The following is a 14588-nucleotide window of genomic DNA, read 5'->3' on the forward strand; positions in this document are numbered from 1 at the left end:
CGGCCCCCCGCACCACGAACGACACACAAAGGGGCCTTATGTCGATTGCACCCGTTTCCCTGATCGCGATGGTCGCCGCGCTGACCAGCCCGGCGCAGCAGACCGATCGTCCGCAGCCCAAGGCGGCCACCGCCGCCAAGACCGTGACGCAGGACCCGCCCGCGCCGGTCGTCGCCAAGCCCGGCGGCATGACCAACCGCGATTGGTGGCCCAGCCGCCTCGACCTGACCGCACTGCGCCAGCATGAGGACACGCGCGCCAATCCCTATGGCGCCGATTATGACTATGTGAAGGAATTCAACAGCCTAGACATGGCAGCGGTCAAGGCCGACATCCGCAAGGTGCTTCACACGTCGCAACCCTGGTGGCCGTCCGACTATGGCAATTACGGCCCCTTCTTTATCCGCATGGCCTGGCACAGCGCGGGCACGTACCGCGCCGGGGACGGGCGCGGTGGTTCGGACGGCGGCGAGCAGCGTTTCGACCCGCTCAATAGCTGGCCCGACAATGTCAGCCTGGACAAGGCCCGTCGCCTCGTCTGGCCGATCAAGCAGAAATATGGCCGCAAGCTCAGCTGGGGCGACCTGATGGTGCTCAGCGGCAATGTCGCACTGGAGGATATGGGCTTCAAGACGGTCGGCTTTGCGGGTGGTCGCGTCGATGCCTGGCAGCCCGACGTCGTCTTCTGGGGCCCCGAGACCAAGATGATGGGCACCGAGCGTTCGAACCCCGACGGCTCGCTGAAGCGGCCGCTGGCGGCGACCACCATGGGCCTCATCTACGTCAACCCGGAAGGCCCGAACGGTAATCACGATCCGATCGGCGCGGCCGCCGACATTCGCCGCGCCTTCGGCAACATGGCGATGAACGACGAGGAGACGCTGGCGCTGATCGCGGGCGGCCACACCTTCGGCAAGGCGCATGGCGCGCATCCGCAAAAGGCGTGCCTCGGCGTCGAACCCACCGCCGGTGCGATCGAGCAGCAGGGCATGGGCTGGGCCAACAAGTGCGGCAAGGGCAATGCCGAGGACACGATCACCTCGGGCCTGGAGGGCGCCTGGTCGGCCTCTCCCACCCAGTTCACCACGCAATATATCGACAATCTGCTGAACTATGATTGGGTGAAGACCAAGAGCCCGGCGGGCGCGACCCAATGGGTGCCGACCGACCCGGCCGCGGCGCAGCTGGTGCCCGACGCGCACCTGCCGAACGTGCGCCACGCGCCGATCATGTTCACCACCGACATGGCGCTGAAGGACGATCCCGCCTTCCGCAAGATCCTGGAAAGCTGGCAGAAGAACCCCGATCTGTTCGCTCAGGCCTTTGCCCGCGCTTGGTTCAAGCTGACCCATCGCGACCTCGGCCCGCGCGCCCGCTATCTGGGCAGCGAGATTCCGGGCGAGACCTATAATTGGCAGGACCCGCTTCCGGCCGCCAGCTTCGCACCCATCGGGGCGGAGGATCAGGCCAAGCTGAAGGCGATGGTGCTGGCCTCGGGCCTGTCGGGTCCGGCGCTGGTCCGCACCGCCTGGGCCTCGGCCTCGACCTTCCGCAGCACCGACATGCGCGGCGGGGCCAACGGCGCGCGGCTGCGGCTCGACCCGCAACAGGGCTGGGCGGTCAACGACCCCGCCGAGCTGAAGACGGTGCTCGCCAAGCTGACCGCGATCCAGAAGGATTTCGCGCGCGGCGGTCGCCAGGTGTCGATGGCCGACCTGATCGTGCTGGGCGGCAATGCGGCGGTCGAACGGGCGGCGCAGGCTGGCGGCGTGCCGATCAGCCTCCCCTTCACCCCCGGCCGGGTCGACGCCACCCAGGCGCAGACCGACGTGACGTCCTTTGCCCATCTGGAGCCGGTCGCGGACGGCTTCCGCAACTATTACGGGCCCAAGGCGGAAGTCAGCGCGCCAGAGGCGCTGGTCGACAAGGCCGATGCGCTTGACCTGACCGTGCCGGAAATGACGGTGCTGGTCGGCGGCCTGCGTGCGCTGGACGCCAATAGCGGCGGATCGCGGAACGGCGTGCTGACGACCCGGCCGGGAACGCTCAGCAACGACTTCTTCGTCAACCTGCTGACCATGGACACGGTCTGGACGAAGTCGGCGACGCCGGGTCTTTACGAGGGCAAGGACCGCGCGACGGGCACGGCCCGCTGGACCGCGACGCCGGTGGACCTGATCTTCGGCTCCAACTCCGAACTGCGCGCGGTAGCGGAGGTCTATGCCGCCGACGACGCCAAGGAGAAGTTCGTCAAGGACTTCGCCGCGGTGTGGACCAAGGTGATGGACGCGGATCGTTTCTGATCCGCAGGAAGCGAGGTCGCGGGCTCAGGCCACGGCCTCGCTTTCCACGATCTGCGGCCTTCGCGTCGCGATCCGGCGAACCTGATCGGCATCGGCCAGCAGGCGTGACGGCCTGCCGATCAGATAGCCCTGAATGGCCGTACACCCCTCGCGCGCGACGATCGCCAGCTGCGCGGGTTCCTCGATCCCCTCGGCCAGCACCGGCATGTTGAGCGTCGCGCCCAGCGCGGCGACCGAGCGCAGGATCGACACGGCCTGCTCGTCCCGCTCGATCTCCGAGACGAAGGACGCATCCAGCTTGATCCGGTCGAACGGAAAGGATCGCAGCACGTCGAGCGAGGAATAGCCGACCCCGAAATCGTCCAGCGCGATGGCGATGCCCATCGCCTTGAGCGCCCGCAACTGACCCAGCGCGAAATGCCGGTCATGGATGATCGCACTCTCGGTCAGTTCCAGTGACAACCGCTCGGGCGGCAGGCCGCTATCCTCCAGCGCCGAATGCACCGTCTCGATCAGCCGGGGATCGGCCAGATGCATGGGCGACAGGTTGACCGAAACGGAGTGGCTGTTGGCCCAGCGCGCGGCCTCGAAACAGGCCTGGCGCAGGATCCAGATGCTCAGCGGCACGATGTCGCCGCTCTTTTCGGCCAGCGGGATGAACTCCGACGGCGGCACCATGCCGCGCATCGGATGGTTCCAGCGGATCAGCGCCTCATAGCCGCAAATCTCACCCGATGGGATGGCGGCCTGCACCTGATAGTGAAGCTCGAAGGCGTTCTCGTCCAGCGCCGTGCGGAGGTCGGCGACCAGTTCGCGCCCCTGCCGGATTGCGTCGTCCATCTGCGCGTCATAGAAGCAGGGCTGGCGGGAATGGGCGGACTTGGCGCGGTACATGGCAAGGTCGGCCTTGGCGAGCAGCGCATCGGCGTCGAAGCCGTCCCGATTGGCGATCGCCACGCCGACATTCCCCCCGATCGAGGCAGTGAACCGCTCGAACAGGAAGGGTGCGTCGCAGGCGGCGGTCAGGCGCGACAGGAAATCGGCCAGCTCCTCGGGCCGGTGATAGGAGATGACCGCCGAGAATTCGTCACCGCCCAGGCGCGCGACGCATTCGCCCGGCTTCAGCATCGCCGACAGCCGGGCGGACAGCGCGGCCAGCAACTGGTCGCCCGCCTGATGCCCATAGGTGTCGTTGACCACCTTGAACCGGGACAGGTCCATCATGACGACCGCCATGCACGGATATCCGCCCCGGATCAGGAAACGCTTCTCGATCTCCTCGATGAAGCTGATCCGGTTGGGCAGATCGGTCAGGCTGTCATGCATCGCCATATGGCGCAGGCGGCGATAGGTTTCCGACTGGGTATGCCCGTCGATCAACGCGCTGATCGCGGCACAGCCGACGATGATCAGGGTTGCCACCGTCGTCGTCGTCGCCAGCGCCACCATCGTCACATCGGACAGTCCTTGCCCGAATTGCAGGACGGAGATGCGCATCGCCGTCATGCCGGTGAAGTGCAGCGCCGCGACCGCCAGGCTGAGCAGCCCCATCCCCTCCGCGGTCCGCCAGCGCCCGCGCCCAGTCAGGACATGAAAGGCCAGCGCCGACAGCCCGCTGGAAAGCAAGATCGAGGCGACGACATAATGCCAGTTCCAGGTCACGATCCCGTCGACGCGATAGGCCGCCATGCCGACATAGTGCATCACGCTGATGCCCAGGCCGATCAGCGCGCCGCCGCACGCCCCGGCCCCGCGCCGTCGCCCGGCGGCGATGGCCAGGCCCGGAATGGCAAGGCCGATCACCGCCAGCAGCGACAGGAGCGTCAATATCGGATCGAGGACCACCGGCGCGGTCGTCCGGAACGCCATCATCGCGACGAAGTGGGTCGCCCATACCATCGTGCCCGCCCCGACCGCGCCCAGCACGACCCAGCCGAAGCGGCGATAGCCCGAGGACGCGCGCACCCGGCTGAACAGCTGGACGGTCGCCGCCGATCCGATCAGGCAGATCAGCAGCGCGAGCGCGACGAGGCGTAGATCATGCTGCGTGAAGATACAGAGCGCGACCGCGATCATGCCGACCCCCGCATGTCGAGCAGATCCGCCCGTGCCTCCAACGCGGCCGACGCCTGCCGCGCGAGCGCCGCGAGATAGGCCTTCTGGTCGACGGACGCCGGATCGCGCCGCCGGACGTCGATCACGCACAGCGCGCCGACATCCACGCCCGCCCCGACCCGAAGCGGAGCGCCGATATAATATCGGATGTGCGGCGCCCCCGCCACGAACCGCAACGTCGCGAAACGACTGTCGCCGCACGGATCGCAGACCTCCAGCCCATCGGCCTGATCCAGCGCGAAGTTGCAGAAGCTGCCGCTACGGGAATTGCAGTCGATATCCATGCCATGGGTCGCCTTGAACCATTGCCGGTCGGCATGGACCAGCGAGAGCAGGGCGATCGGCGCGTCGAACGCATGCGCCGCCGCCGAGACGAAGCGGTCAAAGCCCGGCTCGCGTGGCGATCCCATGATGCCCAGGGCATGTACGGCGTGGGAACGTCGCCGTTCCCGGAACAGGCTCTTGAGCATCGTCTCTCATATTATGATCGTTGTTCGCCCCCCTAGGTTTCACGAAAGGCTTAAGAAATCATGCTTTTCCGGGATGGTTCGGACGACTGAACCTCCTGCCCAGTCACGCCGCGCGATCGATGACGGTGCCGCGCTCGCCGACGATCCGGTACTCGTCGCCATCCACCAGCAGCTGAGGGCTGACCGCGCGGCAATTATAGGTCGACGCCATCGCCGCGCCATAGGCGCCGGTGGTATGGAACACCGCCAGGTCGCCCCGGCGCACCGCGTCGATCTCCCGCCCCCGCGCAAAGCTATCCCCCGTCTCGCAGATCGGCCCGGCGATATGCGCCTGCATCCGTCCGCCGCGCGGCGCGACCGCCGCAAAGCGGTGGAACGCGTCGTACAAGGCGGGCCGCATGAGGTCGTTCATCGCCGCATCGACGATGACATAGGGATGGGTGACGCCCGGCTTTACCCAGATCACGCGGGTCAGCAACAACCCCGCCGCGCCCACGATCGCCCGGCCAGGCTCGACGGTCAGCGCGACGTTCCAGCCCCGGCTCACGCGACCGACCATCCGGGCATAATCCTCGAACGACGGCGCCGTCTCGTCCGGCGCATAGGCGATGCCCAGCCCGCCGCCCAGGTCGACATCGCTCACCGGGTGCCCGGCCGCGCGCAACGCCCGGACCAGTTCGCCGATGCGGGTAAAGGCCCGCTCCATCGGCATCAGGTCGCGAAGCTGGCTGCCGATATGCACCGCGATCCCGCGCGGATCGAGCCCGTCGAGGCGCGCCAGGCGCGCATATATCGCCGGGGCCGCATCGATCGGCACCCCGAACTTGGTTTCGCGCTGCCCGGTCGCGATCTTCGCATGGGTGCCCGCATCGACATCCGGATTGACGCGCAGGACGACCGGCGCACGCACGCCCCGCGCGCGGGCGAGGTCGGACAGGACCTGCCCCTCCTCCTCCAGTTCCAGATTGAACTGGCCGATGCCCGCGTCGAGCGCCTGGACCATCTCCCGGTCGGTCTTGCCGACGCCGGAAAAGACGATGTCCTGCGGCTTCATGCCGGCCGCGATCGCATGGGCCAGCTCGCCCCCCGAGACGATGTCCGCGCCATAGCCGCATTCCGCGAGCAGTCGCAGCACCGCGATGTTGGGATTGGCCTTCACCGCAAAGGCCCGGCGCGCGACGGGCAACGGGGCCAGCGCCGCCGAGAAGCCATGAGCGGCATGGCGCGCCGCCGCAGCGGAATAGACATGCACCGGCGTACCGACCGCCTCGGCGATGCGCGGCAGCGGCACGTCCTCGGCATGGAGGATGCCGTCGCGATAGTCGAAAAATCCCATGAAAGGTCTCCGTGATGGAGGGATGGTCAGTCGAAGCGTCGGCGATGGCGCCGGATACGCTCGGCATGGATCACGTCGGCGGTGTGGCCATGGCCCCGCCGCTCGGCGCGCAATGCGGTCGCCACCCGCTTGCCATGGGTCATCAGCACCAGCCCCAGCAGCGCGAGCGGAAAGAAGGGGATTGCCAGCGGTGCTTCGCCCAGTCCCATTGCCGCCACGCAGGCGCCGCCGCACAGCAGCGCGCCCATCGCCCGCCAGGCCCTGTCGCGCCATATCCTGTCATGCCGCGTCATGCCGCCATCCCCAGCCATGTCCGGTCGTCCTGTGCGATGACGAGGATGGCGGCCTGCGACACGGCGGCCGTGATCGGCCCGCGCCAGAGCAGGATGTCGGCGGGCAGATCGCGTTCGGCCCGCAAGGCTTCGTCCAGCGTCAGCGACGCGAACTCCAGGCCGATGGCGGGGTCGCTGGCCCGCCGCGCAGCGGAGCGGGCGCGGCCGATCAACGCGGGCGAGCCGCCGATCCCCCGCCCCTCGATCGCGGTGAAGCCGAGCATTCGGGCATGGCGCACCGCGCGGATCAACAGCGCCCCCGCGCCGCAATCGGCATCGACGATGCGGACCGAGAAACGCCGCTGCTCGCGCAGGCCGGACAAAGCGGAATGGATGGCGGGCCAGCGCGGGTCATGGGCGATCATCGACCGTCTCCCCCCTCAGGCCGCACGCGGCAACGCGCGTTCGGACGGCGCGACCGGCACGAACGCCACCAGCGGGCGGAGCGGCTCGATCGCCACCACGACGGCGGCGCGATAGGCGTGACGCTCGCCCTGCGCATACTGCATCGCGGCCGCGAAGGAGACGAAACGGCCCTCCATCCGCTTGTCGCTATCCTGGACCAGCCAATGGCCCGCGACATCCTGTCCGACATACAGGGTCGGGCCGCTTGGGTCCGATTCGGGCAGCACTTCCGACATGACGTACGATCCTCGTCATCGACGCGGACCGACCGTGATCCGCGCCGCCCCAGCTACGGATCGGCGCATAGGGTTTCGAGATCGATTTCCGGGGATCGCATAGCATTGGCATAGCGTCGCGATGTGCGGGCGCCCGCTCAATCCTTCGGCAGTGTCTCCAGCCCCTTGCCGACCAGCGGCGCGACCCGATCCGCGATCCGGGCGACCCCGGTCGCATTGGGGTGGACTCCGTCGGGCAGCATCAGCGTCCGGTTGCCCAACACCCCTTGCAGGATGAACGGGTCGAGCACCGCATGATGGCTGGTCGCAAGGTCGGGCCATATCGCATTGAAACGCGACGCGAAGTCCGGCCCCAGATTGGGCGGTGCAATCATCCCGGTCAGGATCACCGGAATGTCCCGACGGGCCAGTTCGTCCAGCATCGCCGTCATGTTCGCACGCGTCTCCGCCGGATCGACCTGGCGCAGCACGTCATTGCCGCCCAGCCCGAGCATCACCAGATCGGGCTTCGTCTTCAGCCGGTCGAGCGTATAGGCCAGCCGTCGCCGCCCGTCGGCGGTGGTGTCGCCCGACACCCCGGCATTGACGACCGTGGCATCGATCCCCTGCCCGCGCAGCCGCGCCTGAATCGCATCGGGCAGGCTCTGGCCCCGCTGGAGGCCATATCCGGCATAGAGGCTGTCGCCGAATGCCAGCACCACCCGCCGGGGGCCGGAAACGGGGACGCGGGCGCTCGGCGAAGGGCTGGGCTGCGCCGGGGCGGCCGAGGCGACATTCGTCGCGGACGGCTCGTCCTCGCGCCGGGTATCACAGGCGGATAACAGCCATGCCGCTTGGAGAAGGGCGGCCCCGGCCACATATGGCGTCCTGGTCATCTCTGTCTTGGAATCCCCGCAACTATGGTCGCAGGCAATATGGTCATCCGGGCGACGGATGTAAGGCTGACGCTGGGCGGCGCCGCGCCGGTCGAGATCCTGAAGGGCATCGACCTGACGGTGGGAGACGGCGAGAGCCTGGCGCTGCTCGGCGCATCGGGATCGGGCAAGTCGTCGCTGATGGCGGTGCTCGCCGGGCTGGAGCGGGCGACGTCGGGCCGGGTCGAGGTGGCGGGAACCGATTTCGGCGCGCTGGACGAAGACGGACTGGCCATCGCGCGGCGCGGCGGGATCGGCATCGTGCTCCAGGCCTTTCACCTGTTGCCGACGATGACCGCGCGCGAGAATGTCGCGGTGCCGATGGAGCTGGCCGGGGAAGCCGACGCCTTCGCCCGCGCGGAGGCCGAGCTGACGGCGGTCGGGCTGGCGCACCGGCTGGATCATTATCCCGCGCAATTGTCGGGCGGCGAGCAGCAGCGCGTCGCCATCGCCCGCGCGCTCGGCCCGCGCCCCCGGATCGTCTTCGCCGACGAACCCACCGGCAACCTGGATGCGGCGACCGGCGCACGGGTGATGGACCTGTTGTTCGACCGGCGTGCGGCGACCGGCGCGACGCTGGTCGTCATCACCCATGACCCGGCGCTCGCCCGGCGCTGCGACCGGGTGGTCGAACTCGCCGATGGCCGGATCGCCGCGTGAGCGGCTGGTCGCTGGCCTGGCGGCTTGCCCGGCGTGAGCTGTCGGTGCGGTTCCGGGGACTGCGCCTGTTGCTGCTGTGCCTGTTCCTCGGCGTCGGCGCGCTGGCCGCGATCGGCAGCCTGAGCGATGCGATCGGCGGCGAACTCGCCGCGCGGGGCCGGGTCATCCTGGGCGGCGATGTCGAATTCGCCGTTTCTCAGCGGCAGGCGGACCGGCTCGAGCTGGCGGCGATGCAGGCCGCCGGACGGGTATCGGAAACGATCCGGATGCAGTCGATGGCCGTCTCCCCCGACGGCACGATCGCCCCGGTCCAGCTGAAGGCGGTCGATGCCGCCTATCCGCTCTATGGTCGGCTGACGCTGGCCGATGGCCGCGCAGTTCGCGCGCCGGGTGCGGGTGGCGTCTGGATAGGACGTGCGCTGGCCGAGCGGCTGTCCCTGACGCCCGGCGCCCGGCTGCGCTTCGGCACGGCATGGTTCCGGGTCGGCGGGATCATCGCGGACGAGCCCGACCGGCTGGGCGAAGGCTTCACGCTCGGCCCGGTCGCGATCGTCTCGCGCGCGGGGCTGGATCGCACCGGACTGGTCCAGCCGGGTAGCCTGTACGATAGCCGCTATCGCATCGCCGCCGCGCGCGATCCGGCGCAGGTCGCCAAGGCGTTCGAACGCAGCTTCGCTACCGCCGGTTGGGAGACGCGGACCCGCGACCGCGCATCGCCCGGCGCCAGCCGCTTCGTCGCGCGCATGGGGGAGTTCCTGACGCTGGTCGGGCTCGCCGCGCTGGTGATCGCCGGGATCGGGGTCGGCAACGGCGTCGGTTCCTACCTGGAGGCGCGGCGCGGCAGCATCGCGATGCTGAAGGTACTGGGCGCGACATCGGGTCTGGTGGCGAAGATCTATCTGCTCCAGCTGTTCGCCGTGGCTGGGGTCGGCATCCTGCTGGGCCTGGCGGCGGGGATCGTCGCGGTACCGCTGGTCGGGCTGGCCATGGGGTCGGTGCTGCCCGTCGCGCCGGGGCTGACGATCGCGCCCGTCCCGCTGGCGCTGGCGGCGGCATATGGGCTGCTGATTGCGCTCGCCTTTTGCGCGCGACCGCTCGTCGCGGCGGGGCGCGTGCCGGCGGCGGCGCTGTTGCGCGGTGTGCTCGATGCGCGAGCGGGTGGCAGCTGGCGCGGCACCCTATGGGGCGTGGCGGCGGGCGTGCCCGTCGTGGCGCTCGCGCTGTCGACCACCGGGCGTCCGGGCTTTGCGGCCGGGTTTCTGGGCGCGACGGCGGCGACGCTGGCGCTGCTGGTCGGGATCGGCGCGGCAATCCGGGCGGCCGCGCGCCGCCTGCCCCGCCCCCGCCGCCCGCTTGCGCGGCTGGCCGTCACCGCGCTCCATCGGCCGGGATCGCGGACCGTATCGCTGGTCGTCGCACTCGGCCTGGGGCTGACGCTGTTCGTCCTGCTGGCGAGCATCCGGACCAGCATCGACGGCAATATCCGGCTTTCGGTCCCGGCGCGGGCGCCCGCGCTCTTCGCGCTCGACGTGCCGCCCGAACGCGAAGCGGAATTCCGGCGCATCGTCACGCGGGTCGCTCCATCGGCCCGGATCGCGACCGTTCCGCTGATGCGCGGCACGATCACCGGCTATGGCGCCACCCGCGTCGCCGACCTGGCCACGATTCCCGAAGGCGCCTGGGCGCTGCGGGGCGAGCGCGGGCTGACCTTCGCGGCGTCGCTGCCTCCCGGCAGCACCCTGACGGCGGGGCGATGGTGGCGTGGCGCGGAGGGCAGCCAGAGCCTGGTGTCGATCGACGAGCGGCTGGCAAAGGCGCTGAACCTGCGGATCGGCGACCCGCTGACCGTCTCGGTTCTGGGGATCGAGCGGACCGCGCGGATCGCCTCGTTCCGGCGGATCGCCTGGGACACGCTGGGGTTCAACTTCGTCATGGTCTTCTCGCCGGGGGCGTTGGCCGATGTGCCGCACAATCTGGCCGCGACCATCGACATGCCCGCCGCACAAGGATCGGCGGTGACCCGCGCGCTGCTGCCCCATTTCCCCTCGACCTCGGTCGTGGAGGTCGGCGGCGTGCTCCAGCAGGTGCAGGACGTCGTCGGCCAAATGGCGACCGCGATCACCGTCGCGGCGGGCATCGCGTTGCTGGCGGGGATCGCGGTGCTGCTGGGCGCGATCGCGGCGGCGCGCGCGGCACGGACCTATGACGCGGTCATGCTGAAGGTGCTGGGCGCGACGCGGCGACAGGTTCTGGCGACGCAGGCGATCGAATATGCGCTGCTCGCGGGGATTGTCGGCCTGGTCGCGCTGCTGCTCGGCGTAGGCGGCGGGTGGTTCGTCGTCACGCGGCTGTTCCAGTTCGAATGGCTGCCCGACTGGACCGTCATCCTGGCGACGCTGGCGATCGGCGCGGTCGTGACGATCGGCATCGGTATCCTGGGCACGCTTCCGGTCCTGCGGGCACGGCCCTCGGCCGCGTTGCGGGCGCTCTAGGTCGAGTGGCGTTCCGCACACTGGCTAGCGGTGCGATCGATGCCCATCATGAAGGAATGACGATCCCCTATCACAGTCCCCGGTCGCGTCGCGCCGCCCTGTCGCTGGCCCTTGGGCTGATGATCGGCGCCTGTTCGCCGCTCAAGACCTTCGACGCGCTGGTGCCCAAGGATGGCGAAGCCAGGCGGGTGGCGGCGGGGCTGGCCTATGGCCGCGATGCCCGGCAGGTGCTCGACATCTATGCGCCGCGCTCGGGCAAAGCCGGGCCGAAGCCGGTGATCGTCTTCTTCTATGGCGGCAGCTGGAACAGCGGGACGCGGTCGGGCTATGCTTTTGTCGGGCGGGCGCTGGCGGCGCAGGGCTTCGTGGTCGTGATCCCGGATTACCGGCTGGTGCCGAACGTCCGCTATCCCGCCTTTGTCGAGGATGGCGCGGCGGCGGTGCGCTGGGGGGAGGCGCATATCGGGTCGTTCGGGGGCGATCCGCGGCGCATCGTGTTGATGGGCCATTCGGCGGGCGCCTATATCGCGGCGATGCTGGCGGTCGACGATCGTTGGCTCGGCCCGGATCGAAGCGCGGTCCGTGGCCTGGTCGGGCTGGCGGGCCCCTATGACTTCGCGCCCTTCGACGTCGATGTCAGCCGCGCGGCGTTCGGCGCATGGCCGCGCCCCGAGGAGACCCAGCCCGTCCACTGGGCGGGCGCAGGCGATCCCCCCGCCCTGTTGCTGGTCGGGGGCGAGGACCGGACGGTCCTGCCCCGCAACAGCGAGGCGCTGGCGAGCCGATTGCGCGCAGGCGACGTGCCGGTGACGCTGCGCACCTATCCCAAGCTGGGGCATGTCGGGATGATCCTGTCGGTCGCACGCCCCTTTCGCGGCCGCGCGCCCGTCATCGCCGACGTCGCGGCATTCGCTCATGCGGTGACGCGGTAGGGCCTGGCCGCTCGGCGCTTCGATTGCGGCGCGCGTGATGGTGGTTCCGGTGACGGCCGGGTTCCCAACACGGGGTCGCTTCGGCCATGGGTGCCGCGACGTCGAAGCAATCGTCGCCCATGTCTCCGGCAGTCGGCAAGGCATGGGCCGGGACGGCGGCCAGGCCCGAGCAAAGGGCGATCATCGACAGGCAGAGGCGGCGCATGGGGAATCCTTCGGGCATGAGGCGCGTGATACCCCGCCGTTTCACCCGAAAGCCCGATCCGGCCGACTTAAATGAATTTCACCTGATGCGCCGAGCCTTGGCCGTGAACGGCATGTGCGGCTATGCCGGTCGCATGGCTGCCATCCTGGTCATCGAAGACGACGACGCCACCGCCACGGCCATCATCGCCGAGCTGGAGCGGCACGGCCATGAGGCCAGCCGCGCCGCCGATGGCGAGACCGGCCTGACTCTGGCCACGCGCGAGGCCTTCGATGCGATCACGCTCGACCGGATGCTGCCGGGACTCGACGGGCTGAGCCTGGTCGCCCGGCTGCGCGAGCGTCATATCGCCATCCCCGTCCTGATGCTGAGCGCCTTGAGCGACGTGGACGAGCGGATCGCGGGCCTGCGCGCCGGTGGCGACGATTACCTGACCAAGCCGTTCGATTTCGCCGAGATGGCGATGCGGGTCGAGGTGCTGCTCCGGCGGCGCGAACAGGCCGAGGCGGTGGTGCTGCGCGGCGGCGGGATCGAATGCGACCTCGTCCGCCGCACGGTCAAGGTGGACGGCGTGCCGACCCGGCTGCTCCATATGGAATTCCGCCTGCTCGAATTCCTGATGCGCAACCGGGGCGAGGTGATGACCCGGCGGATCATCTTCGAGAGGGTCTGGGGCTATTATTTCGATCCCGGCGCCAATCTCATCAGCGTCCATATCGCCCGCCTCCGCAAGAAGATCGACCGGCCGGGCCATCCCTCCCCCATCCTGACGGTGAAGGGAGAGGGCTATCTCTTCGACGCCGGTTGAGCCGCTGCACTGGCGCGAGGTCGTCCGGATCAGCACCTTCCGCCTGTCGGCGATGCTGGGGGCGGTGTTCGTCATCGGGCTGATCGCGATGCTGGGCGTGGTCTATTTCGCCGCCGCCCGCGACCTGACCGCGCGCAGCGACCGAATCCTGCACGCCGTCGCCGAGCAACTGGCGCGGGTGCCCGCCGACCAGCTGCCCGACCGGGTCCGGTATGAGCTGGGGCGGAACCGGACCGGCTTCAACTATCTGGCGCTGATCGCGGGCGACGGTACGCCGGTGCTTGGCAATGTCCGTCTCCTGCGGCCGCTGCCCCCCGGCCGTCCCGTCGACGTGGAGAGCGGATCGCACGGGCCGTTCCGCCTGGTCGCGTTCCGGACGCGCGATGGCGAGACGTTGCTGGTCGGTCGCGACATCAGCCTGCTGCGCGACCTGCGCCATACCATATTGGAGACGCTGATCGTCAGCGGGCTGCTGATTCTGCTCTGCGTCGCGGCGGCGGCGGTGGAGTTCAGTCGGGCCCCGCTCCGCCGCGTCCGGGCGCTGCAACGTGCCAGCCGGGAGATTGCGGCGGGCGACTTTTCGGTGCGGATGCCGATCGCGGGGCGGCACGACGAACTTGATCAGTTCGCCAATACGGTGAATGCGACCGTCGAAGAGGTCGGTCGCGTCGTCGCGCAGGTGAAGGGCGCGACCGATGCGATCGCCCATGACCTGCGCACCCCGCTCACCCGCGTCCGCGCCACGCTGAACGCGCTCGCCCACCAGCCGCATGACGCGGCGGAGGTGGCGGCGGGCATCGGTCGGGCGACCGCCGAACTGGATCTGGTCCTCGAACGGTTCGCCGCGCTGTTGCGTATCTCGGAGCTGGAGGCGGGGCGTCGACGCGCGGGCTTCCACAGGATCGACCTGGCGCTGCTGGTCGCGCAGGTCGCCGAGCTGTACGAGCCGCTGGCGGAGGACCGCGACATCGCCCTGTCGGTGGCGACCCGGCCGCTATGGGTCGAGGGCGACGACCGGTTGCTGTTCGAGGCGCTCAGCAACCTTCTCGACAATGCGATCAAGTTCGCGCGGCCCGGCGGGCGGGTCGGCATCGCGCTGACCGAGGACGATCGCGGCCTGGCCATCGAAGTCCGTGACGACGGCCCCGGCATTCCGCCCGAGGAGCGCGATGCGGTCCTGCGGCGTTTCCACCGGGGCGTGGCGGCGCGGGACGTGCCGGGCAGCGGCCTGGGCCTCAGCGTCGTCGTCGCGATCCTGAACCTTCACGGCTTTCGCCTGCACCTGTCCGACGCCCGGCCCGGCCTGTGCGTCCGGATCGCGCTGCCCCGGTCGGTGTGAAATTCATTTAAGTCGCCTGCGCGCCCGATCGGCGCGAAGAA

Annotated in this window: 13 protein-coding genes; 6 read left to right on the forward strand and 7 right to left on the reverse strand. The window is 69.4% G+C overall.

Annotation, left to right across the window (positions count from 1 at the left end):
- Positions 1-38 precede the first annotated feature (38 nt).
- Complete coding sequence (gene katG, locus ABIC44_RS01185; RefSeq protein WP_354293150.1) at positions 39-2303, forward strand: catalase/peroxidase HPI; 2265 nt, start codon at positions 39-41, stop codon at positions 2301-2303.
- Positions 2304-2327: 24 nt separating this feature from the next.
- Here katG and ABIC44_RS01190 read toward each other — a convergent pair whose 3' ends face one another.
- The 7 genes from ABIC44_RS01190 to ABIC44_RS01220 all read right to left on the reverse strand — a co-directional run bounded on the left by ABIC44_RS01190 (position 2328) and on the right by ABIC44_RS01220 (position 8054).
- The gene (locus ABIC44_RS01190; RefSeq protein WP_354293151.1) at positions 2328-4379 is read right to left on the reverse strand and encodes a putative bifunctional diguanylate cyclase/phosphodiesterase; all 2052 of its coding nucleotides are present in this window, start codon (positions 4377-4379) and stop codon (positions 2328-2330) included.
- Complete coding sequence (locus tag ABIC44_RS01195) at positions 4376-4828, reverse strand: GAF domain-containing protein (RefSeq protein ID WP_354293153.1); 453 nt, start codon at positions 4826-4828, stop codon at positions 4376-4378. The genes ABIC44_RS01190 and ABIC44_RS01195 overlap by 4 nt, the downstream gene beginning before the upstream one ends.
- 163 nt (positions 4829-4991) lie before the next feature.
- Positions 4992-6224 (reverse strand): diaminopimelate decarboxylase, encoded by a 1233-nt coding sequence (gene lysA / locus ABIC44_RS01200; RefSeq protein WP_354293154.1) that lies wholly within the window; start codon positions 6222-6224, stop codon positions 4992-4994.
- A gap of 26 nt (positions 6225-6250) precedes the next feature.
- On the reverse strand, positions 6251-6517 hold the full coding sequence (locus tag ABIC44_RS01205; protein ID WP_354293156.1) for a hypothetical protein: 267 nt from the start codon (positions 6515-6517) through the stop codon (positions 6251-6253).
- Positions 6514-6921 carry an SAM-dependent methyltransferase gene (locus ABIC44_RS01210; RefSeq protein ID WP_354293157.1) on the reverse strand — a complete coding sequence of 136 codons (408 nt, stop codon included), beginning with the start codon at positions 6919-6921 and terminating at the stop codon, positions 6514-6516. The genes ABIC44_RS01205 and ABIC44_RS01210 overlap by 4 nt, the downstream gene beginning before the upstream one ends.
- Positions 6922-6936: 15 nt before the next feature.
- Complete coding sequence (locus tag ABIC44_RS01215) at positions 6937-7197, reverse strand: hypothetical protein (RefSeq protein ID WP_354293159.1); 261 nt, start codon at positions 7195-7197, stop codon at positions 6937-6939.
- A gap of 137 nt (positions 7198-7334) precedes the next feature.
- The gene (locus ABIC44_RS01220) at positions 7335-8054 is read right to left on the reverse strand and encodes an arylesterase (RefSeq protein ID WP_354293160.1); all 720 of its coding nucleotides are present in this window, start codon (positions 8052-8054) and stop codon (positions 7335-7337) included.
- A 42-nt stretch (positions 8055-8096) separates the two neighbouring features.
- On the opposite strand from ABIC44_RS01220, the gene ABIC44_RS01225 reads away from it, so the two are divergent.
- The 5 genes from ABIC44_RS01225 (at position 8097) to ABIC44_RS01245 (ending at position 14547) form a co-directional block, all read left to right on the forward strand.
- A complete protein-coding gene (locus tag ABIC44_RS01225; RefSeq protein ID WP_354293161.1) occupies positions 8097-8771 on the forward strand; it encodes an ABC transporter ATP-binding protein in 675 nt (224 codons plus the stop codon).
- Complete coding sequence (locus ABIC44_RS01230; protein ID WP_354293163.1) at positions 8768-11263, forward strand: ABC transporter permease; 2496 nt, start codon at positions 8768-8770, stop codon at positions 11261-11263. The genes ABIC44_RS01225 and ABIC44_RS01230 overlap by 4 nt, the downstream gene beginning before the upstream one ends.
- A 56-nt stretch (positions 11264-11319) precedes the next feature.
- A complete protein-coding gene (locus tag ABIC44_RS01235; RefSeq protein ID WP_354293164.1) occupies positions 11320-12195 on the forward strand; it encodes an alpha/beta hydrolase in 876 nt (291 codons plus the stop codon).
- A 338-nt stretch (positions 12196-12533) separates the two neighbouring features.
- Positions 12534-13208 carry a response regulator transcription factor gene (locus tag ABIC44_RS01240; RefSeq protein ID WP_354293378.1) on the forward strand — a complete coding sequence of 225 codons (675 nt, stop codon included), beginning with the start codon at positions 12534-12536 and terminating at the stop codon, positions 13206-13208.
- 52 nt (positions 13209-13260) lie between these two features.
- Entirely contained in the window at positions 13261-14547 is a 1287-nt protein-coding gene (locus tag ABIC44_RS01245) for a sensor histidine kinase (RefSeq protein ID WP_354293165.1), read from the forward strand.
- Positions 14548-14588: the final 41 nt, after the last annotated feature.

This window comes from Sphingomonas sp. 1185, from assembly GCF_040544655.1.
In the GTDB taxonomy this organism is placed as follows: Bacteria; Pseudomonadota; Alphaproteobacteria; order Sphingomonadales; family Sphingomonadaceae; genus Sphingomonas.

What these genes read in the sequence shown, in the direction of transcription:
- katG (WP_354293150.1), top strand. Translation starts at nt 39, where the DNA reads ATGTCGATTGCACCCGTTTCCCTGATCGCGATGGTCGCCGCGCTGACC.
- ABIC44_RS01190 (WP_354293151.1), bottom strand. Translation starts at nt 4,379, where the DNA reads ATGATCGCGGTCGCGCTCTGTATCTTCACGCAGCATGATCTACGCCTC.
- ABIC44_RS01195 (WP_354293153.1), bottom strand. Translation starts at nt 4,828, where the DNA reads ATGGGATCGCCACGCGAGCCGGGCTTTGACCGCTTCGTCTCGGCGGCG.
- lysA (WP_354293154.1), bottom strand. Translation starts at nt 6,224, where the DNA reads ATGGGATTTTTCGACTATCGCGACGGCATCCTCCATGCCGAGGACGTG.
- ABIC44_RS01205 (WP_354293156.1), bottom strand. Translation starts at nt 6,517, where the DNA reads ATGACGCGGCATGACAGGATATGGCGCGACAGGGCCTGGCGGGCGATG.
- ABIC44_RS01210 (WP_354293157.1), bottom strand. Translation starts at nt 6,921, where the DNA reads ATGATCGCCCATGACCCGCGCTGGCCCGCCATCCATTCCGCTTTGTCC.
- ABIC44_RS01215 (WP_354293159.1), bottom strand. Translation starts at nt 7,197, where the DNA reads ATGTCGGAAGTGCTGCCCGAATCGGACCCAAGCGGCCCGACCCTGTAT.
- ABIC44_RS01225 (WP_354293161.1), top strand. Translation starts at nt 8,097, where the DNA reads ATGGTCGCAGGCAATATGGTCATCCGGGCGACGGATGTAAGGCTGACG.
- ABIC44_RS01235 (WP_354293164.1), top strand. Translation starts at nt 11,320, where the DNA reads ATGACGATCCCCTATCACAGTCCCCGGTCGCGTCGCGCCGCCCTGTCG.
- ABIC44_RS01240 (WP_354293378.1), top strand. Translation starts at nt 12,534, where the DNA reads ATGGCTGCCATCCTGGTCATCGAAGACGACGACGCCACCGCCACGGCC.
- ABIC44_RS01245 (WP_354293165.1), top strand. Translation starts at nt 13,261, where the DNA reads ATGCTGGGGGCGGTGTTCGTCATCGGGCTGATCGCGATGCTGGGCGTG.